General features: G+C 68.3%; 17 protein-coding genes. 15 read left to right on the top strand and 2 right to left on the bottom strand.

Features of this window, described 5'->3' with window-relative positions; genetic code table 11:
- Window positions 1-29: 29 nt before the first annotated feature.
- The 15 genes from H9X80_RS01990 (at window position 30) to nagA (ending at window position 15578) form a co-directional block, all read left to right on the top strand.
- Window positions 30-1220: an MFS transporter gene (locus tag H9X80_RS01990; RefSeq protein ID WP_342590848.1), complete on the top strand. Its 1191-nt coding sequence runs from the start codon at window positions 30-32 to the stop codon at window positions 1218-1220.
- A 320-nt stretch (window positions 1221-1540) separates the two neighbouring features.
- Complete coding sequence (locus H9X80_RS01985) at window positions 1541-2359, top strand: HAD family hydrolase (protein ID WP_204792682.1); 819 nt, start codon at window positions 1541-1543, stop codon at window positions 2357-2359.
- Window positions 2360-2455: 96 nt separating this feature from the next.
- Complete coding sequence (gene pepT / locus H9X80_RS01980) at window positions 2456-3712, top strand: peptidase T (RefSeq protein ID WP_204792681.1); 1257 nt, start codon at window positions 2456-2458, stop codon at window positions 3710-3712.
- Between the two features lie 4 nt (window positions 3713-3716).
- The gene (locus H9X80_RS01975) at window positions 3717-4256 is read left to right on the top strand and encodes a hypothetical protein (protein ID WP_204792680.1); all 540 of its coding nucleotides are present in this window, start codon (window positions 3717-3719) and stop codon (window positions 4254-4256) included.
- Between the two features lie 45 nt (window positions 4257-4301).
- On the top strand, window positions 4302-5147 hold the full coding sequence (locus H9X80_RS01970) for an HAD hydrolase family protein (RefSeq protein ID WP_204792679.1): 846 nt from the start codon (window positions 4302-4304) through the stop codon (window positions 5145-5147).
- Window positions 5148-5162: 15 nt separating this feature from the next.
- Complete coding sequence (locus H9X80_RS01965) at window positions 5163-6503, top strand: extracellular solute-binding protein (protein ID WP_204792678.1); 1341 nt, start codon at window positions 5163-5165, stop codon at window positions 6501-6503.
- A 461-nt stretch (window positions 6504-6964) separates the two neighbouring features.
- Window positions 6965-8761, top strand: coding sequence for a glycoside hydrolase family 35 protein (locus H9X80_RS01960; protein ID WP_204792677.1), 1797 nt, complete (start codon window positions 6965-6967; stop codon window positions 8759-8761).
- A 2-nt stretch (window positions 8762-8763) separates the two neighbouring features.
- Window positions 8764-9228, top strand: a complete 465-nt coding sequence (locus tag H9X80_RS01955) for a PTS sugar transporter subunit IIB (RefSeq protein WP_204792676.1) — start codon at window positions 8764-8766, stop codon at window positions 9226-9228.
- Window positions 9229-9326: 98 nt separating this feature from the next.
- On the top strand, window positions 9327-10214 hold the full coding sequence (locus tag H9X80_RS01950; protein WP_204792675.1) for a PTS mannose/fructose/sorbose/N-acetylgalactosamine transporter subunit IIC: 888 nt from the start codon (window positions 9327-9329) through the stop codon (window positions 10212-10214).
- Entirely contained in the window at window positions 10195-11025 is an 831-nt protein-coding gene (locus tag H9X80_RS01945; RefSeq protein ID WP_204792674.1) for a PTS system mannose/fructose/sorbose family transporter subunit IID, read from the top strand. The genes H9X80_RS01950 and H9X80_RS01945 overlap by 20 nt, the downstream gene beginning before the upstream one ends.
- A 146-nt stretch (window positions 11026-11171) precedes the next feature.
- Window positions 11172-11792, top strand: coding sequence for a hypothetical protein (locus tag H9X80_RS01940; RefSeq protein ID WP_204792673.1), 621 nt, complete (start codon window positions 11172-11174; stop codon window positions 11790-11792).
- Between the two features lie 102 nt (window positions 11793-11894).
- Complete coding sequence (locus tag H9X80_RS01935; protein ID WP_204792672.1) at window positions 11895-12329, top strand: PTS sugar transporter subunit IIA; 435 nt, start codon at window positions 11895-11897, stop codon at window positions 12327-12329.
- A 69-nt stretch (window positions 12330-12398) separates the two neighbouring features.
- On the top strand, window positions 12399-13130 hold the full coding sequence (locus H9X80_RS01930) for a GntR family transcriptional regulator (protein ID WP_204792746.1): 732 nt from the start codon (window positions 12399-12401) through the stop codon (window positions 13128-13130).
- Window positions 13131-13188: 58 nt separating this feature from the next.
- Window positions 13189-14349: an SIS domain-containing protein gene (gene agaS, locus H9X80_RS01925; protein ID WP_204792671.1), complete on the top strand. Its 1161-nt coding sequence runs from the start codon at window positions 13189-13191 to the stop codon at window positions 14347-14349.
- Window positions 14350-14408: 59 nt separating this feature from the next.
- Window positions 14409-15578 carry an N-acetylglucosamine-6-phosphate deacetylase gene (gene nagA, locus H9X80_RS01920; protein ID WP_204792670.1) on the top strand — a complete coding sequence of 390 codons (1170 nt, stop codon included), beginning with the start codon at window positions 14409-14411 and terminating at the stop codon, window positions 15576-15578.
- A gap of 119 nt (window positions 15579-15697) precedes the next feature.
- On the opposite strand, the gene H9X80_RS01915 is transcribed toward nagA, so the two are convergent.
- Together H9X80_RS01915 and H9X80_RS01910 are read right to left on the bottom strand one after the other, a co-directional pair.
- The gene (locus H9X80_RS01915) at window positions 15698-16219 is read right to left on the bottom strand and encodes a nitroreductase family protein (RefSeq protein ID WP_204792669.1); all 522 of its coding nucleotides are present in this window, start codon (window positions 16217-16219) and stop codon (window positions 15698-15700) included.
- Between the two features lie 74 nt (window positions 16220-16293).
- On the bottom strand, window positions 16294-19062 hold the full coding sequence (locus H9X80_RS01910; RefSeq protein WP_204792668.1) for a glycoside hydrolase family 3 C-terminal domain-containing protein: 2769 nt from the start codon (window positions 19060-19062) through the stop codon (window positions 16294-16296).
- Window positions 19063-19352 lie beyond the last annotated feature (290 nt).

Raw genomic sequence — 19352 nt, 5'->3', positions numbered from 1 at the left:
GGAAACTGACCGGTTGTTTGGAGGATCCCGTGACCAGCACGCAGAAACCGCCGATGACGGCCCGTGAGCTGTTGCCGCTGCTTGCCCTTACGCTCTCCGCGTTTTTGCTCAACACGTCCGAGTTCGTGCCCATCGGCCTGCTTACCGACATCGCGGGCTCCTTCGGGCTGAGCGAGTCGGGCGCGGGCGTGCTCATCTCGGCCTACGCGGCGGCGGTCGCGCTGCTCTCGCTCCCGCTCATGCTGGCGGCGAGCCGCGTGCCCCCGAAGGCGCTCATTGTGGGTGTGCTCGGCATCTTCTGCGCGGGGCAGGTCGCCTCCGCGGTGGCGCCCACCTTTGCGCTGCTCGTGGCTGCCCGCCTGGTCGTGGCGGCCTCACACGCCGTCTTCTGGTCCATCGCGTCGCCCTTTGCGGTCCGCGTGGCGTCGCCCGAGCGATCGTCGCTTGCGATGAGCATGATCATCACGGGGACGTCGATCGCGATGATCCTGGGGATGCCGCTGGGGCGGGCGCTGGGCCTTGCGCTCGGCTGGCGCATGACGTTCGTCTGCATTGGCGGGATGGCGCTCGTGGCCCTGGTGGCGCTTGCGGTGTGCTTCCCGCGCCTTGAGGCGGGTGCGCCCTTCACCTTGGACCGCCTGCCCGAGCTAGGGCGCAACCGGGCACTCGTGGGCCTCTACCTGGTCACCATCCTCTTTGCGACGGGCTACTACACGGGCTACAGCTACATCGAGCCGTTCCTGCAGCAGGTCGCCGCGATGCCGAGCGAGCTCGTCACGGCGGTGCTCACGGTGTTCGGCGTGGCGGGGCTCGCCGGGAGCTGGCTCTTCGCGCGCTTCTTTGACGCGCACCGCCGCGGCTTCCTCATGGCGGTCATCGCCGGCATCACGGTGGCCCTTCTGGCCCTGGCGCCGCTCGCGCCCTGGGCGGCGGGCCCGTTTGTCGTCTGCGCGGTCTGGGGCGTCTCGGCGACGGCGTTCAACGTGGCGACGCAGGCCGAGGTCATTCGCGCCACGTCGCAGGAGGCGTCGCCGGTTGCGATGTCGCTCTTTTCCGGGCTGTTCAACATTGGCATCGGCGCGGGGTCCCTTGTGGGCGGCGTGGTCTGCGACACGGCGGGCGTGGGGCTCGTGGGCGTGGCGGGTGGCGCCGTCACGGCTGTGGCGCTGCTCCTGTACGCGGTGGTCGGGGCGGGCCGCGGGAGGCGCGTCGACCGGTAGGGGCGGCTGGGCTGCCGCGGTGGGTGCGGCGGGTGCACTGCCCGCTTCGCCAGGTGCGCTGCCCAATTTGCCAGGTGCACTGCCCGCTTCGCCAGGTGCACTCGTCCCCGGGTGCACTTGACGCGATTACCTGCGATTTCGGTGCACTTGAGGCGAGAATTGCCGGATGGCGGGTGCACTTGAGGGGTACACCCCAGAGGTGCACCCCTCAAGTGCACTCCAGGGGTGCGCCGGCGCTGCGCCCCGGCACGGCTCCGCGCCCCGCCCCGCCCCGCGCCGTTGCTATCATGAGGCGCGGACCATCGACTACGGAGGCGCGCATGACGAGGCTGGTCTTTGTGGATTTGGACGGGACGTTCCTCCTGCCGGATAAGACCGTCTCGGCGGAGAACCTCGCGATTCTGGACGAGGCGGCGGCTCGGGGCGTGCAGGTCGTCCCCTGCACCGGCAGGAACGTCACCGGCGTCCCGCGCGAGCTGGCCGAGCACCCCTGCGTGCGCTACGCGGTCTGCTGCAACGGCGCGCTCGTCTGCGACGTGCGCACCAACGAGGTTCTGCGCGAGGTGGACATGGAGCGCGAGCTCGTGCGCTCCCTCTACGACGACCTGCGCGACCTCGACATCACCTTCGACCTCTTTGCCGACGGCACGGTCTACACGGCCGCGGACCGCTGGCACGTCATTGACCGGATGGCCGTCAGCCCGGCGAGCCGAGAGCAGATCAAGACGGTCCGCACGCGTCGCGAGGAGACGGCGGGGCAGCTCATCGACCTAGTGGGACCCATCTGCCGCGTCAACGTGTTCTACCTGGACGAACCGTCCGCGCAGGTCGTGTGGCGCGCCGTGGACGCGCGGCCCGAGCTTACCCGCGCGAGCTCGCTGCCCTGCAACGTTGAGATCACACGCGCGGAGGCGCACAAGGGCGCCGGCCTGCGCTGGCTCTGCGCGCACCTCGGCGTGGACGTGGCGGACACCGTGGCCTTTGGCGACTCGGACAACGACCTCACGATGCTGGAGGCGGCCGGCGACGGCGTGGCGATGGGCAACGCCAACGAGGCGTGCCGCGCCGTGGCCGACCACACGTGCCCGAGCTGCGCGGAGTCCGGCGTCGCCCGCTACCTGCGCGCGCTCTGGGCGTAAGGCGGCCGCCGGCCAATGCGCTCCCGCGTGACCTGACGCGCGCCGGCGCTGCGCTAGACTAGCAGGCGAGAAGAACGACGACCCCAGGGAGGCACCATGCCCGCATCCGACGTCCTCGAGCGCTTCCTGCGCTACGTGCAGGTGGACTCGCCGTCTGACCCCGACCACCTCGACCAGACCCCCTCGACCGCCTGCCAGCACGACATGGCGCGCCTGCTTGCCGACGAGCTCGCCGAGCTGGGCTGTGCCGACGCCCGCGCGGACGAGCACGCCTACGCCGTCGGCACGCTGCCGGCGAGCCCCGGCTCCGAGGCGGCGCCGGCCCTCGTGCTCTGCGCGCACATCGACTCATCTCCCGACGCGCCCGCCCACGGCGTGAGGCCCCACGTGGTCCACTACGAGGGAGGCCCGCTCGTGGCCGGTGTCGTGGACGGGGAGGTCGTCCAGACCACGGCCGAGCAGGTGCCCGACCTCGAGCTCTTCAAGGGGCAGGACATCGTCTGCTCGGACGGCTCCACACTGCTTTCCGCGGACGACAAGGCGGGCGTCGCCGAGATCATGGCGCTTCTGGCCCGCCTGGCGGCCAACCCCAGCCTGCCGCACCCGCGCATCGTGGCGGCCTTCGTCCCGGACGAGGAGATCGGCCACGGCGCGGCCCTGCTGGACGTGGAGTCCCTCGACGCGTGCGGAGGCTACACCGTGGACGGCGGCGCGCTCGGCGAGCTCAACTACGAGTGCTTCTCCGCCTGCGAGGCCACCGTCACCGTGCACGGCGTGATGGTCCACCCGGGCAGCGCCAAGGACGTGATGGTCAACGCCATCACCGTCGCCTCCGAGTTCCAGCAGATGGTCCCGGCCGCCGAGCGCCCCGAGCACACGGCCGGCCGCGAGGGCTTCTACCACCCCACGGACATCTCCGGCACGGCCTCCGACGTCACGCTCACCTACATCCTGCGTGACTTCGACGCTGCGGACTTCGACCGCCGCGAGCAGACGCTGCGCTCCATCGCCGCCTTCCTGAACGAGCGCTACGGTGAGGGCACCGTCACCGTGGACGTCCGCCAGCAGTACCGCAACATGGCCGAGAAGTTCGGCCCGGCCGACCAGCGCCTCATTGACAACGCGCTCGCCGCGACGCGCGAGGTGGGCCTGGAGCCGGTGGCCGTTCCCGCCCGCGGCGGCACCGACGGCGCCCAGCTCACCTTCCGCGGCCTGCCGTGCCCCAACCTGGCCACCGGCGGCTACAACGCGCACTCCGTCCGCGAGTTCGTGCCGGTTCCGAGCCTGGAGCTCATGGTGGACCTGCTCGAGCGCCTCGTGGCCAAGTTCGCCGCCGCGCCCGCGGAGGCCTAGGCCCGTGGCCGGCGTGCTCCTCGTCATCGTGGCCGTGGTGGTGCCCCTTGCCGCGCTGCTCCACGAGCGCGCGGGCACCGTCCGCATGTCGGAGCGCCACCACAGCCACCACGACACCTACGTGGTGCCTGCGTCGTTCACGCGCTCCATCACCATCGCGATGCTCTTCATGAGTGCGCTCGGCCTGGTGCTGGCGCTGTTCTGCCGGCTCCACGTGCTTCACGCCCAGCCGCTCGCGGTGCTCGGCTTCTGCGACGCCTTCGTGGTGACGTGCTTCGTCATGCAGTGGGCGCTCTGCCGCTACCGCGTCTCCACCTTCCGCGACTGCATGGCCGTCACGCCGTTCCTTGGCCACGAGGTCTGGGTGCGCTACGACCAGATTGACCGCCTCGTCTGGTCCGGCCTGCGCATGGAGTCCGGCTTCCGCACGCTCGACGTCTGGGTGGGCGGCCGCCGCGCGGTGCGCCTGCGCGGCATCGTGGACGTCGAGCAGATCATCATGAGCGTCGACCGCTTTGACCTGCTGCCCCGCACCACGGAATGATACGAAGGGACTGTCCCTTCATATCACTGAAAGGAGCAACACGCCGTGATCAAGCTCGTCCTGTCAGACATGGACAACACCCTCGTCCCCTTTGGCGCGCGCCACGCGAGCCCACGCACCATGGAGGCCATCCATGCCGTGCTCGACGCCGGGGTGCGCTTTGGCCCCGACACCGGCCGCGACTACGTGGAGCTCATGCGCTTCTTCAAGATGGACGAGGCCTGCTTCATGACGGGCATCTTCTCAAACGGCAAGCGCGTGCGCGCCGACGGCCGCTACGTGCAGACCACCCTCATCGACCACGACGTGCTCGTGCGGATCGACCAGGCGCTGCGCCCCGAGAAGGGCATGTTCCTCGTCTGCTACCCGGCCGAGACCAACCTCATGAACCCGGCCTACGGCGTGGGCGTCTCCAGCGCCGAGCTCGCCGTCTTCGAGGCGCGCACGAGCTTCAACGGCGGTACGGTGGACGAGGTCCCGGACATCGACTTCGTGGCAGCCACCATAGCCTGCCCGGGCGGCCCCGAGCGCATGGACCGCTGCCGCCAGGTCATCGCCGAGGCCGTCCCGGAGGTGCGGATCGTCTCGCCGATCCCGGAGTGGTTCGACGTGCTGCCGGTGGGAATGTCCAAGGCGTCCGGCCTCGAGGTGCTCCTTGACGCGCTGGGCGTGGGACTCGACGAGGTGGCCGTCTTCGGCGACGCCGAGAACGACCTCGACATCATGCGCAAGGTCCCGCACTCGGTTGCCGTGGCCAACGCCACCGACGAGGTGCTGCGCGCGGCTCGCCACCACGTGGGCGCCAGTGCCGACGAGGGCGTGGCCGACGCGCTCTTCGAGGTGGCGCGGGCTGCGCGCGCCGGCGAGATGCCGGCGTTCCTGCGGGACTAGGGGAGGCCGCCCTCGATGGCCCGCTTGCTGGCGAGAAGAACCGTGCTGCGCGCGGCGCTTGCCGCCTCGGCGTGCGCCGGGCTCGGCTGCCTGGCCGCCTGCTCGGGCGGCAAGGAGAACGTGCCCGCCGAGCCCGCCCCGACGAATCCCTCCGAGGGGAAGCTCGGCGGCAAGCTCGTGCTCTACACCTCCTGCACGGAGAGCCTGGTCAACGCCGTCGTCCCGGCCTTCATGGAGGAGTCCGGGACGGCCGTCCGCGTGGTGCGCGGCACAACCGGCGAGCTGCTCGCGCGCCTGGGGCAGGAGGCCGCCTCCGGCGAGGTGGTGGCCGACGTCATGTGGGGTGGCGACGCCAGCTGGTACGTTCCCACCTCCGGCGAGAAGAACCCGGGGGAGCCCGGCTCTGACGCCGACGGCAGCCCCTTCCAGGCCTACGTGTCTGCGGACAACGCCTCCATGCGCGAGGGCTGCGGCAACGTCGCGGGCGTGGCGACGCCGGTGACCCGCGAGGTGGCCGTGATCGCGGTGGGGGCGGGCCCCGCGCTGGATGGTGCGGGCGGCACGGCGGCCGCCGGCGATGCCGCGGCGGACTCCGCAGGGAAGGGTGCCGGCACGGACGCGGCGGCCGAGGGCACGGACGCGGCAGCCGAGGACACGGACGCCACCACCGCCGCCGACGCCACCACCACGGGTGCCGCGTCGTCCGAGCCCGTAGCCCCCGTCGCGCCCACGGGCTACGAGGACCTGCTCGACCGTGCGGACGCAACCGCCGCCGTGGCGATCGAGCGCCCCGAGGAGAGCGCTGCAGCGCTCGCGCATCTCGCTGCCCTCCGGGCGGACCTCGGCAAGACGGACCCCGACGCACCGTGGGCCTATGCGGGGGAGCTGCTCGCCATGGCGCAGGTGACCTCCACTGACGAGGTGGGGGACGGCGAGGCCGCCCTGGCCGCCGTGCTTGAGGGGGACGCCGTCTGTGCTCTCACCCTTGAGCAGGCGTGCCTGGCCAGCGCGGCCGAGGGCCTGGGCGTGAGCGTCGTCTACCCGGAGGAGGGCACACTCGTGACATGCGGCTGCACGGCCATCGTGCGCGACTGCGCCCACCTCTCCCAAGCACGGGCGTGGGTCGACTTCGTGACGGGGGAAGCGTGCCAGCGCGCCCTTGCCGAGCAGGCCTTCTCCCGTCCGGTTCGCGAGGGCGTGGAGGACCCGTCGGGGTTGCCCGAGGTCCCCTCGCCGCAGGAGGTGGCGCGCGAGGAGCTGCTGGCCACGTGGGGGAGCGTCGAGGACGGCAGCTGGCAGCCTGAGTCCGAGTCCGACGCTGCGGAGCCCTCCGAGGAGGCCCCTTCGGGGGAGTAAACAAGAGGTTGATACCAGTTAGGACGAGCCGCCGTCCGAGCCCTCCCCAAAAGAGGCCCCGGCGGACGCGGCGCGTTGGGCCTTTCCGCTGTTGCGAGGCGCCGGGGACGTGCGCCGCGAGGTACTTCTCGCCGGGCGGAGGGCGTCGGCCAAGGGTCACGGAACTGTTACCAGTAGGTAGCCCAAAAGTAATACCAGTGAACCACTCTTAGAGTTGTTACTACCAGTTCATCTGTCTGACACAAAGGTTGCTTTTATTTTCTGATATAGAAATAGTCCGTTTACCAGTGCATATCTAGAATGCCGTTCAAGGGTAAAAACCTACCGTTCAGAGTTCTCTTCACAATTTCGCAATATTTGTGACGAGGGCGCGTAACATAGGGACAATGCACCACCCGGCGGAGGGGGCCGGGACTCACGTTTGCGGGGGCTTGGGGACAAGAAGGGCTCGGGGAGCGTCGATGCACACCTTTGAGGTTCGTGATGAGTTCGTCCTTGACGGTAAGCCGTTCAGGATTCTCTCTGGCTCGATCCACTACTTCCGCGTGGATCCCGAGGACTGGCACCACTCCCTCTACAACCTCAAGGCCATGGGCTTCAACACCGTGGAGACCTACGTCCCGTGGAACCTTCACGAGCCGCGCCCGGGCGAGTTTGACTTCTCCGGCAAGCTGAGCCTGGCCCGCTTCCTTGACGAGGCGGCCGAGCTCGGCCTCTGGGCCATCGTGCGGCCGAGCCCGTTCATCTGCGCGGAGTGGGAGTGGGGCGGGTTCCCCGCCTGGCTGCTCAGGGACCGCGAGATGCGCCCGCGCTCGCGCGACCCGCGCTTCCTCGCGCGCGTCGCGTCCTACTACGACGCGCTCATGCCTATCCTGGTGGACCACCAGATTACTCACGGCGGCAACGTCATCATGATGCAGGTGGAGAACGAGTACGGCTCCTACTGCGAGGACAAGGAGTACCTGCGCGCCATCCGCGACCTCATGGTCGAGCGCGGGATTGACGTGCCGCTGTGCACCTCGGACGGCCCCTGGCGCGGCTGCCTGCGCGCCGGCACGCTCATCGATGACGACGTGCTGGTCACCGGCAACTTCGGCAGCCGCGCAAAGGAGAACTTCGCCAACCTCAAGGCATTCCACGAGGAGCACGGCAAGAAGTGGCCGCTCATGTGCATGGAGTTCTGGGACGGCTGGTTCAACCGCTGGGGCGAGAACGTCGTCACGCGTGACGCCCAGGACCTGGCTGACAGCGTGCGTGAGCTGCTGGAGCTTGGCGGGTCCATCAACCTCTACATGTTCCACGGCGGCACCAACTTCGGCTTCATGAACGGCTGTTCCGCCCGACACACGCACGACCTTCACCAGGTCACCTCATACGACTACGATGCCGTCCTTAACGAGGAGGGCAACCCGACCGAGAAGTTCTACAAGCTCCAGGAGGTCGTCCACGACCTCTTCCCGGACGCTTGGCAGGCCGAGCCGCTCGTGAAGCACACAGTTGCTCCGGGCACGGTCGAGCTCAAGGAGCGCGTGGGGCTCTTCAACGTGCTCGATGAACTTTCCGAGCCCGTTAGCTCCCTCTACCCGCAGACCATGGAGGACATGGGCCAGGGCTACGGGTACGTGCTCTACCGCACCCAAGTTGAGCGGGACACCACCGACGAGGAGCGCATCCGCGTGGTGGACGCGCGCGACCGCGCCCAGGTGTTCGTGGAGGGCGAGCTCGTGGCCACCCAGTACCAGGAGCACATCGGCGAGGACATCCGGTACAAGCTTCCCGCCGAGACCAACCGCCTGGACGTCCTCGTGGAGAACATGGGCCGCGTCAACTACGGCCACAAGTTCCTCGCGGATACCCAGCGCAAGGGCATTCGGACCGGGGTCTGTGTTGACCTGCACTTCATTCAGAACTGGAAGCAGTACTGCCTCTCGTTCGAGGACATCTCGTCCATCAACTACACCGCCGGCTGGGCCGAGGGGACGCCGTCCTTCTCGCGCTTCGAGTTCACGCTTGACGAGCCGGCTGACACCTTTATAGACACTACGGGCTTCGGGAAGGGCGTCGCGTTTGTGAACGGGGTCAATGTGGGCAGGTATTGGGAGATCGGGCCGATCTCCACGCTCTACGTCCCGCATGGCCTCACGCAATCCGGCGTGAACGAGCTCGTGATGTTTGAGACGGAGGGGACCGTCGGCGACACCATCTCCCTGATCGCCGAGCCCCTCATCAGGCACCTAGATAAAGAAGGAGTTGAGTAGGCATGATCGTTGGAGCACGCATTGACTTCCGCCTGATTCACGGCCAGGTTGGCAACCTCTGGGCCAACGCCCGCCAGGTGAGCCGCTTCATGGTCGTCGATGACAAGGTTGCCGAGGACGCCACTCAGAAGCAGGTCCTCCGTATGGCCACCCCGGCTACCTGCAAGCTCTCCGTCCTGCCCGTCGAGAAGGCCGCGGCCAACATCCTCGCCGGCAAGTACGACGCCCAGCGCCTGTTCATCGTGGTCAAGAAGCCCGAGGTCTACGTCCAGCTTGCCAAGGCGGGCGTGAAGTTTGACGAGATCATCCTGGGCAACATCACCTCGATGGACATCGCCAAGAGCTACAACCGCAACATTAACTGCGGCCAGGACGACGTTGACGCCCTGAACGAGCTTGCTGCCATGGGCATCCCCATGGTCATCCAGCTCACCCCGCAGAACAGCCCGGAGGTCTTCAGGCCTTAGGCTGCACATCGCAACGCTATGCGGTGAGGGGAGATGCACCGCGGCGACATAGCGTGATCGGTACGTAACGTTCGAGTCGTTAGAAGGAGGAAAGAACCATGATTCAGTGGTGGCAGATTCTTCTGCTTACGCTCTATGCGGGCTTCCAAATCATGGACGAGCTGCACTGGTACTCCAGCGCCGGCTCCGCTGTGTTCTCCGGTTTTATTACGGGCCTCATCATGGGCGACATGGCAACTGGTCTTTTCATCGGCGGCAGCATGCAGCTCACCATCCTTGGTGTTGGCACCTTCGGCGGTGCCTCCCGCATTGACGCCAACTCCGGCACCCTGATCGCCACGGCGTTCGCCGTGAGCTCCGGAATGGATCCTGAGCAGGCGCTCGCCGCCCTTGGCGTGCCTGTGGCAGCCATCCTCGTCTACACCGACATCCTCGGTCGTATGGCCAACACCTTCTGGGGTCACGCCTGCGACGCCGACGTCGAGAAGATGAACTGGGGCTCCTACAACGTTCACTACTGGATGGGTGCGGTCTCCTGGTGCCTGTCCCGTATGATCCCGGTCTTCCTCGCCCTCGCCTTCGGCCAGGGCCTGGTCGACGCTATCACCGCCGCCCTTAACGGCGACCTCGCCTGGCTTGGCGCTGGCCTCACCGTTGCCGGCGGAATGCTTCCCGCGGTCGGCTTTGCCATCCTGCTCCGCTACCTGCCCGTCAAGAAGCACGTTGCCTACCTGATTCTCGGCTTCGTGATCGCCGCCCTCCTGGGCACCGCCTTCACGAGCATCTCCGGCGTTGCCGGCGACCTCGCGACGACCGCGGCCGCCTCTGGCGTCGAGATCCTCGGCGGCGACTACAACGGCCTGTCCATGCTGACGATCGCCCTCATCGGCTTTGCCCTTGCCTACATCTACTACAAGCAGGGCCAGGCCGTCCCCACCGCCGCGATCGCCTCTGGTGCGGAGGGAGATGACGACGATGAGCTCTAAGACCACCGGTTACAAGCTTACCAAGGCGGACTTCCAGCAGATCAACCGCCGCAACCTCGTTGGTTTCCAGGCTGGCTGGAACTATGAGCGCATGCAGCACTCCGGTTACCTCTGGATTATCCTGCCGCAGCTTCGCAAGATCTACGGGGACAACACCGAGGCCCTGAAGACCGCCTGCCGTACCCAGTGCTCGCCGTTCTTCAACACCTCGAACTTCCTCAACACGATCATCACGGGCATCGACCTCGCCCTCGAGGAGAACGATGGTCTCGAGAGCCTCGAGACTGTCGCCTCGCTGAAGACCGGCCTTATGGGCCCGCTCGCCTCCATCGGCGACTCCATCTTCGGCTCGCTGCTCCCGACGATCTTCGGCGCCCTCGCCGCCAACATGGCCATGCAGGGCAACCCCATCGGCATCTTCATCTGGATCGCCGTCAACGTCGTGGTCGACTGGTTCCGCTGCAAGCAGACCTACATCGCCTACGAGCAGGGCATGAAGCTCGTCACTACGATGTCCGACAAGCTCAACGCCATCACGGACGCCGCCACGGTCATGGGCGTCTTCATGGTCGGCGCCCTTGTCTCCACCAACGTGGGCATCGTGATCTCCGCCCCGATCGACCTCGGTGGCGTTAACATCGACCTCCAGCACATCTGCAACATGATCTGCCCCAAGCTCGTCCCGGCAGCGCTTGTTGGCTTCGTGTACTGGCTGCTCGGTAAGAAGGGCATGACCTCGACCAAGGCGATCATCGTCGTCCTGATCCTGGGCATCGTGCTCGGCGGCCTCGGCTGGGTCGCCAAGGGCTAAGCCCGCGCTTCGTGACGCCCGGCCTCGGGCCGGGCGTCACCACAAGCACCTTTGATCGAGCGGGTGCGCATCTCACGGCTCGGGACCACGCGGTTCCCGCCCTATCTCCCGAGATGCGCGCCCGTTCTCCGTAGAAAGGCAAGGTCGTGGAACCTGGCGTTATTGCGTTTCTCGTGCTTATCGTCGTGTACTTCATCGCCTCGGAGGGCTTTCGCCGCTACTACGAGGCAAGGTTCGAGGGCTTCTTCAACACGGGCCACTACGACCAGGCCCTCGAGACCCTGAACGCCATCCCCGCGCGCGTGACGCTGACGACGTATCGTCAGTACTACCTTCGCTTCCTCTGCTATCAGGCAAGCGATGACGAGGAGATGGCCACCCGCATGATCGAGCTGCTGGTCCGCATGCGCAACTCCCCTCGACGTCGTGCCCAGCTCCTGCCCATTGCCTTCAACTACTTCACGCAGATTGGCGACAAGGACCGCGCCAAGGAGCTCCTCGCCCAGCTCAGGGTCCTCAAGGACGCAGACCCGGCCGTCGTAAACGACTGCCAGCTCACCTACGACATCGTCTTCTCCAAGAAGTGCGAGTACATCCCTCAGATGGAGCAGATGCTCGCGAAGGAGAAGAACCCGGCCCTTCAGGGCAAGCTCTGCTTCCTCCTGTGGAAGCAGTATGCCAACAAGGGCGACAAGGGCTACGCAAAGCAGTACAAGCGGCGATTTGAAGAACTGACGAAAACAAACAAATCCCAGCTTACAGCCTAGGTTGCGTCAGTCCCGACAGTACAATGAACATAGACAAGCTGGTAACTACCAGTTGCTAAAAGCTTTCTCGGACCGAGAAAGACGATGAAGGGAGCTTTCGAGATGATCGGTTACATCCTCACGGGCCACGGGCACTTCTCGACCGGCCTCAAGAGCGCGGTCGACATGATTGCGGGACCCCAGGACGCCTTCGAGATCGTTCCCTTTGAGGAGGAGCACGCCGGCGAGTACGGCGACACTCTCCGCGCGGCCGTGGAGGGGATGCGCGCCCAGAGCGAGGGCGTGCTCGTCTTCTGTGACCTCATGGGCGGCACCCCCTTCAACCAGTCCATGATGATCACGGGCGCCGTCGACAACGTGTCCGTGGTGGCTGGCACCAACCTCCCCATGCTTATCGACCTTGTGATGGCCCGCTCGGACAGCTCCACCCTCGACGAGCTGGTTGAGGAGGCCGTGGCCGTGGGCAAGGAGGGCGTCTGCCACATGACACTCGAGGGCGGCGCCTCTGACGACGAGGATGACGACGACGAGATGTAGCGTTCCCGCCGCGCGCGGGGAGGAGCAGGCCGGGCGTTGCGACGCCACGGCGAGAGGGGAGGCGACATGATGAGGCCCGGGGCGCGGCGACAGCCGCTCTACGACCAGCTGGTCGACATTCTGACCGAGAAGATCGAGCAGGAGTACCGTCCCGGGGACCTCATGCCCTCCGAGCGCGAGCTCTCCGAGCGCTACGGGCTCTCGCGCACCACGGTGCGCCTGGCCCTGCAGGAGCTCGAGCGGCTGGGCATGGTGGTGCGCCAGCACGGGCGGGGGACCTTCGTGGCGGACCGCTCCGCCCAGGCGACCAACCTCTCCCAGCAGTACAGCTTCACCGAGCAGATGCGCTCGATGGGGCGCGTGCCCGAGACCACGATCCTGGAGTTCTCGGAGTTTGATGCGGACAAGCAGCTCGCCGAGCGCATGGGCGTGCGCCCGGGGGACCGCCTGTTCAAGCTCAAGCGCCTGCGCGCGGCGGACGGCGTCCCCATGATGGTGGAGAAGACCTACCTGCCGGTTCGCAAGTTCCTCACCCTCAAGCGCCCGCTGCTCGACAGCATGCCGCTCTACGAGATCATCGAGAGCGTCTACCACGAGAAGATCCGTCTGGCCGAGGAGGAGTTCTTCGCCAGCGTGGCGCGCACCGCCGACGCCCACCTGCTCGGGATTGCCGAGGGGGACCCCGTGCTCGACCTCGTCCGCACCACCTACAACACGAGCAACGAGATCATCGAGTACACCCTCTCCGTCGCGCGCGCCGACCAGTTCAAGTACAAGGTCGTCCACCAGCGCCTGCCCTAGCCCCGGGTGAGCCCGGAGGCGGGCGCACATAGACAAGCCTTCACAGAAAGGAAGCCCCATGTTCGAGAAGAGCCAGGAGGAGCTCAAGGCCCTCGGCGCCGACATCACCACGGCCGAGATCGCCCAGCAGCCCGACCTCTGGGAGGACACCTTCCAGATCTACCAGGACAACAAGGACGCCATCGAGGCGTTTCTCGCCGAGGCGCACGCGATGTCCGACAAGCGGGTGAAGGTGGTCTTTGCCGGCGCCGGCACCTCAGACTACGTGGGCGACACCGTGGCCCCCTACCTGCGCCGCGTGGGCGACACCGACGCCTACGACTTCTGCCCGGTAGCCACCACCGATATCGTGTCCGCCCCGCGCGACTTCCTGTGCCCGGACGACCCCACGGTCTTCGTCTCCTTCGCCCGCTCCGGCAACAGCCCGGAGAGCCTCGCGGCGGTCAAGATCGCCCGCAGCTACGTGAAGGACGTCAAGTTCCTCAACATCACCTGCGCCCCCGAGGGCAGGCTCGCCGTGGAGGCCCAGGGGGACGCGGACTCGCTCACGCTGCTCATCCCGCGCGCCAACGACAAGGGCTTTGCCATGACCGGCAGCTACTCCTGCATGGCGCTACTCTCCACCCTCATCTTTGACCCCGCCTCCGACGAGCAGAAGCTCGCCTGGGTGCGCGCCGCGGCCGCCCTCGGCCGTGACGTCATCGCCCGCGAGGACGAGGTCGCCGGCTTCCTGGCAAGCGAGTTCGACCGCGTGACCTACCTCGGCTCGGGTGCCTTCGTGGGCCTGGCGCAGGAGGCGCAGCTCAAGATCCTCGAGCTCGCCCACGGCCTCACCGCCACCTCCTGGGACAGCTGCATGGGGTATCGCCACGGGCCCAAGAGCTTCGTGGACGAGAAGACCCTCGTCTTTGTCTTTGTGAACAACGACGCTTACACCCGCCAGTACGACCTCGACATCCTGAACGAGATCGCCGGCGACGAGATCGCGCTCAAGACCGTCGCCGTGCAGCAGGACGCCGGCACCCTCTTCGAGGGGGAGACGTTCACCCTCACCGGCCAGGAGGCCCTGCCCGAGGCCTATCTCGCGCTGCCGTTTGTGATGGTGGCGCAGGTGGTGTCCCTGCTCAACTCCGTGCGCGTGGGCAACACGCCCGACACGCCGAGCCCCACGGGCACCGTCAACCGCGTCGTCAAGGGCGTGACCATCCACCCGTTCTAGGGCGCCATGAGCCAGCGGGGCCCGTCCCCGTCGGCTCGACGACCCGCTAAGGAGCAGACATGAGAACCTTTGCCATCAAGGCCGACCGGTTCGTGCTGCCGGGGGCCACCATGCAGGGCGGCTACCTCGCCGTCGAGGACGGGAAGTTCGGGACGTGGTCGGCCGAGGCGCCCGAGGGCGTCGAGGTGCGCGACCTCACCGGCTGCGTGGTCGGCCCGGGCCTCGTGGACACGCACATCCACGGCTTCTTCGGCCACGCCACCACCGACCGCACCGCCGAGAGCATCAACGCCTCGAGCGCCGAGCTCGCCCGCCGCGGCACCACGGCCTGGCTGCCCACCACCTTCACCGAGTCCGTCGACCAGCTCGTCGACTCCTGCGCCGCCATCGCGGCCGCCGACGAGGGCCGCGGCGAGGACTTCCTCGGCGCGCGCATCGCGGGCATCTACCTGGAGGGCCCGTTCTTCACCGGCGCCCACGTGGGCGCGCAGAACCCCGCCTACCTCATCGACCCGAGCGTCGAGCTCTTCGACCGCTGGCAGGAGGCCGCGGACGGGCGCATCGTCAAGAGTGCGCTGGCCGCGGAGCGCTACGGCGCCTGCGCCTACTGCGCGGCGCTGGCCGCCCGGGGCGTGGTGACCGCCATCGGCCACTCCGACGCCCACTACGACGAGGCGCTCGCCGCCGTGAACGCCGGCGCCACCTGCTTCGTGCACACCTACAACGGGCAGCGCGGCCTGCACCACCGCGACCCCGGCGTGACGGGCACCGCCATGACCACCAACGGCACCTACGCGGAGGTCATCTGCGACGGCCGTCACGTGGTGCCCGCCGCGATCAAGGCGCTCGTGGACGCCAAGGGCTGGGATCACACGGTGCTCATCACGGACTGCCTGGGCTGCGGCGGCCTGCCTGACGGGGACTACATGTCCGGCGGCCTGCCCGTCGTCCTCAGGGATGGCCTGTGCTACCTCCGCAACGAGGACGGCACCACCGGCTCCATCGCGGGCTCGGTGCTGACGCTCGCCCAGGGCGTCAAGAACATGGTGGACTGGCAGATCGTGACCGCCGAGCAGGCCATTCGCATGGCCTCCGAGGTGGCGGCCCGCTCCGCCCGCGTGGACGACCGTTTCGGCAAGATCCTGCCGGGCCGTGACGCCGACCTCACCGTGTTCAACGCGGACATGACGCTCGCCACGACCTTCGTGGGCGGCGTCGAGGTCCAGTAGGGGCGAGGAGGCCGACAAGAGGGCCGAACCTCATCGGGGCGGGTGCCGCGGCACCCGCCCCCGTCTTCGCTTCAGTGCCAGGGCTGGCGAGAAGAGCCTCGCGCTCGTCCCGGCGCCCTCTAGAGGCGCGTGACGAGCTCGTCTTGCGCCCGGCGCTCGGTGTGGCGCGCGGAGGGGCCGCCCTCCGGGCCGGGCGCGGGGTAGCCGAGCGGGAAGATGGCGATGAGGTCGTAGCCCGCCATCTCCGGGAACGCCTCGGCGAGGGCAGGGGCGTCGAAGTGGCCCACCCACGTGGTGCCGAGCCCCAGGTCGTGTGCCGCAAGCATGACGTGGGTGGCTACGATGCTCGCGTCGACGTCGGCGAAGTTGCGGTTGTCGTACTTGCGCACCCACGCCTCCTCCGGCCTGGCGCCCACCACGACGAACGTCTTGGCGCCAAAGCTGAAGCGCGTGCACGCTGCGAGGCGCTCGGCGGCCTCCGGGCTCTGGACCACCCACGCGTGCCACGGCTGCCTGTCCACGGCGGTCGGGGCGGCGACGGCGGCCTCCAGCAGCACGTCGACCTTGCTGGGCTCGACGGGCTGGTCGGTGAAGGCGCGGCAGGAGTAGCGGCTCTGCGCGAGCTGTAGGAAGTCGGTCATGATGCTCCTTTCACGTGGCCGCGCGGCTCCCGACGGGGGCGCGGCGTCCCCGGCGCGCCCTGCTGCGGCGCCCCTTACTGGTATACCCCGCGCATCGCGGGTGCCTGCCCGTTCATCGCGTTGGAGTTGGCGATGGCGTAGAGGTAGCGGTGCATGGCCTGGCGCATGGCCCTCACCGCGGTGGCGCTCTCCGCGTCCGCCATCTCGCCGGTCGTGGCGATAGAGGTGAAGTTGACGTCCGTGCCCGCGTAGAATGCCTGGTTCTTGTCCGTGTAGTCGTAGAGGGACCAGTCGGAGATCACGTAGCCGTCAAAGCCCCACTCGTCGCGCAGCAGCTCCGTGCAGAGCGCGTGGCAGCCGCCCGCCCACGTGGCGCCCACGTAGTTGTAGGAGCTCATCACCGCCTTGGCGGCGCTCACCTCGCGCTCGGCGCGCTCGCCGGTGGACGCGTCGAGGTAGGGGACGCTCCCGCGCGCGGTCTTGACAACGATTTCGAACGGGCGCGCGTAGATCTCCCGGATGGCCTGCTCGCTGGCCCAGGTGAGCAGGTGCGCGCAGCGGTTGGTGTCCTGGTCGTTGAGGACGAAGTGCTTCATCTGCGCGTAGATTCCGCGCGTGAAGGCGCCCTCCACGGCCGCGGCGGCAAGCGTCCCCGCCAGCAGCGGGTCCTCCGAGTAGTACTCGAAGGTGCGCCCGCCGAAGGGGGAGCGGTGGCAGTTCATGGCCGGGGCGCACCACCCGCTGAGGCCCGCCACGAGCAGCTCGTCGCCGATGGCCTCGCCCATCGAGCGCACCAGGTCCGCGTCCCAGCTCTGCGCCACGAGGTACTCGCTCGGGTAGCCGCAGTGTCCCGCGTCGCTCACGTACACGGCGACGCCGGCCGGGCCGTCCCCCTCGCGGGTCGCGGGCTTGCCCACGGAGGGCACCGAGTCGCTCCCGTAGCTGTGGTTGTTGAGGATGAGGTTCATGACGTTGGGGTGCAGCTGGTCGAGCAGGGGCTCCCAGAGCGGGTCGTCGTAGGGAAGGCCGCGCAGGTCGATGAGGGCGAGCCCGTTGTCCGCCCGCGTCGTGGGCATCTCGTCGTCGGGGTTCACGTGGGCCATCGCGTCGTACTCCTCAAGCACCACGCCCACCGAGGCCGCCGTGCGGTCCTCGGAGCGCTCCGGGAACGTCCCGGCAAAGTCGAAGCGGCTGAGCGGCGTGCAGTGCTGCTCGACGTAGGCTGTCACGTCGTCGAAGCGGTTGGCCACGGGCGCTCCGGTGGCCGAGTCCGTGTCAAAGGTCGTCTCGGCAAGGTCGGTCTGCCACGTCCCCACCGGCGTGTGCGAGTCCGTGCGCAGGCTCACCTCGTAGGTGCCCGCGTCGAGCACCCACGCCCCGCGGTCGCTGTGCCAGCTGGCCAGCTGGCGCGTCGAGAACGAGAGCTCCACGTCCTGCGAGGCGCCGAGCGCGAGCTCCTCGGTCTTGGCAAAGGCCAGCAGCACCACGGCGCTCTTCTCGACGCCCTCCGTGCGCGGGGCCGTGCCGTAGAGCTGCACGACGTCGCGCCCGGCCACGTCTCCGGTGTTGGTCACCCGCACGGTGGCCAGGCCCTTCTCGCCGTCAAGCGACACGCCCAGGAGCTCGCGCGTGAAGCTCGTGTAGGAGAGGCCGAAGCCAAACGGGAACGTCACCGCGGAGTCGTAGTCGAAGCCGGGGTAGGTGCCGGCTGCGGCCTCCGCGGCGGCCGTCTCGTAGTAGCGGTACCCCACGTAGATGCCCTCCTCGTACTCCACGTAGTGCGCGCCGGAGCCGATCGAGGTGTAGTAGTCGGTGACGTCGGGGTAGGTGTGGTTGCCGAAGTTGGCAAAGCTCGGCGTGGCCGCGAGGTCGGCCGCCCAGAGGTCGCAGGTCCGCCCCGAGGGGTTGAGCTCGCCGGTGAGCACGCGCGCTACCGAGCGCAGCCCCACCGTGCCCGGGAAGCCAACCTCAAGCAGCGCGTCCGCCTCGAGCTCCCCGCCCGGCTCCACGAGGGGCCCCACCTCCATCGTGGTGGCCACGTTGAGCAGCACCACCAGCGCGTCGCAGGCCTGCCGCGCCGCCGCCAGCAGCTCGCGCTCCTCCGCGCAGAGCTCCAGCTGGTGCTGGCCCGGCTCGTAGCGCTCGGTCTCCGCGTTGGGCAGGAAGGTCTCGGACACCCCGGACTCAAGGCTGGCGAGAAGGTCCTGGGAGAGGTCGGCCCCCTCGCCGCTGGGGCGGGAGAGCACCACCACGCCGACCGTGCCGGCAAGCGAGGCGCGCACCTCCTCCGGGTAGGTCGACCACGGCACCTCGCCGAGGTAGTGGGAGACGGTCTCCGGCTTGTCGAGCGCGCCCACGGTGGCGCGCGGGTAGTTCGCCGCCACGGAGGAGAGCCAGTCCCACGCCGTTGCGTTCACGGCCAGGCCGGCGTCCTCGCAGGCCTGGCGCAGGCTGACGGCGCGCGAGGTGTCGACGAGCGCCGCGCCGGTGCCGCCGTAGACCACGTCCACCGCGCCGCGCCCCAGCAGGCTCACGGCCGTGCCGGGCGCGAGCGGGAGCGTCCCGTCGTTGGCAAGCAGCACGATGCCGCCGGCCTCCACCTGCTCGGCCACCTGCTCGCCGGCGGCGCGGGCCTCCTCGGCGGAGGCGTAGGCGCCTGGGTAGTAGGTGGTGTCCCAGCCGGTGGTGTCCCCCACGGGCTCGATGCCCGCCAGCGTGCTCGCCGCGCCCTCCGCGGCGTCCGTGCCCGCCCCGGTGTCGCAGCCGACGGTCCCGAGCGCGGCGCCCGCGGCGGCAAGCCCGGCCAGCGCCAATGCGCCGCGCCTGGTGAGCGACTTGTGCATGATGGTCCCTTCCCCGTGGTTCTTCTCGCCAGAGGCTCTTCTTGTCAGAGAATCGTAAGGGATGGGGCCGCCTCGGCACGGGGCGCGGCCTGAGGCGCGCGCGGGGCGGCGCAACCGGCAGCGCGCGCTGCCCAAAGACAGCAGGGAGGCCCGGGCCTTGAGCGCCCGGGCCTCTCGATGCAGGGGAGAGAACGTCCGCGCCGGCCGAGCCGGGGAAAGGAGGGGGAGGGGGCGCAGCCAGGAGGTGGGAGTGCGCTTCCGTTCTCTCTTTCTGACGCAAGCATATCCTG

It is taken from the genome of Olsenella profusa, assembly GCF_016900315.1.
GTDB lineage: Bacteria > Actinomycetota > Coriobacteriia > Coriobacteriales > Atopobiaceae > Thermophilibacter > Thermophilibacter profusus_A.
Note: the sequence above shows the minus strand (reverse complement) of the source record. Positions and strands in the feature narration are given on the sequence as shown.

What these genes read in the sequence shown, in the direction of transcription:
- nagA (WP_204792670.1), top strand. Translation starts at nt 14,409, where the DNA reads ATGAGAACCTTTGCCATCAAGGCCGACCGGTTCGTGCTGCCGGGGGCC.
- H9X80_RS01955 (WP_204792676.1), top strand. Translation starts at nt 8,764, where the DNA reads ATGATCGTTGGAGCACGCATTGACTTCCGCCTGATTCACGGCCAGGTT.
- H9X80_RS01950 (WP_204792675.1), top strand. Translation starts at nt 9,327, where the DNA reads ATGATTCAGTGGTGGCAGATTCTTCTGCTTACGCTCTATGCGGGCTTC.
- H9X80_RS01910 (WP_204792668.1), bottom strand. Translation starts at nt 19,062, where the DNA reads ATGCACAAGTCGCTCACCAGGCGCGGCGCATTGGCGCTGGCCGGGCTT.
- H9X80_RS01930 (WP_204792746.1), top strand. Translation starts at nt 12,399, where the DNA reads ATGAGGCCCGGGGCGCGGCGACAGCCGCTCTACGACCAGCTGGTCGAC.
- H9X80_RS01935 (WP_204792672.1), top strand. Translation starts at nt 11,895, where the DNA reads ATGATCGGTTACATCCTCACGGGCCACGGGCACTTCTCGACCGGCCTC.
- H9X80_RS01960 (WP_204792677.1), top strand. Translation starts at nt 6,965, where the DNA reads ATGCACACCTTTGAGGTTCGTGATGAGTTCGTCCTTGACGGTAAGCCG.
- agaS (WP_204792671.1), top strand. Translation starts at nt 13,189, where the DNA reads ATGTTCGAGAAGAGCCAGGAGGAGCTCAAGGCCCTCGGCGCCGACATC.
- H9X80_RS01915 (WP_204792669.1), bottom strand. Translation starts at nt 16,219, where the DNA reads ATGACCGACTTCCTACAGCTCGCGCAGAGCCGCTACTCCTGCCGCGCC.
- H9X80_RS01945 (WP_204792674.1), top strand. Translation starts at nt 10,195, where the DNA reads ATGACGACGATGAGCTCTAAGACCACCGGTTACAAGCTTACCAAGGCG.
- H9X80_RS01965 (WP_204792678.1), top strand. Translation starts at nt 5,163, where the DNA reads ATGGCCCGCTTGCTGGCGAGAAGAACCGTGCTGCGCGCGGCGCTTGCC.
- H9X80_RS01985 (WP_204792682.1), top strand. Translation starts at nt 1,541, where the DNA reads ATGACGAGGCTGGTCTTTGTGGATTTGGACGGGACGTTCCTCCTGCCG.
- pepT (WP_204792681.1), top strand. Translation starts at nt 2,456, where the DNA reads ATGCCCGCATCCGACGTCCTCGAGCGCTTCCTGCGCTACGTGCAGGTG.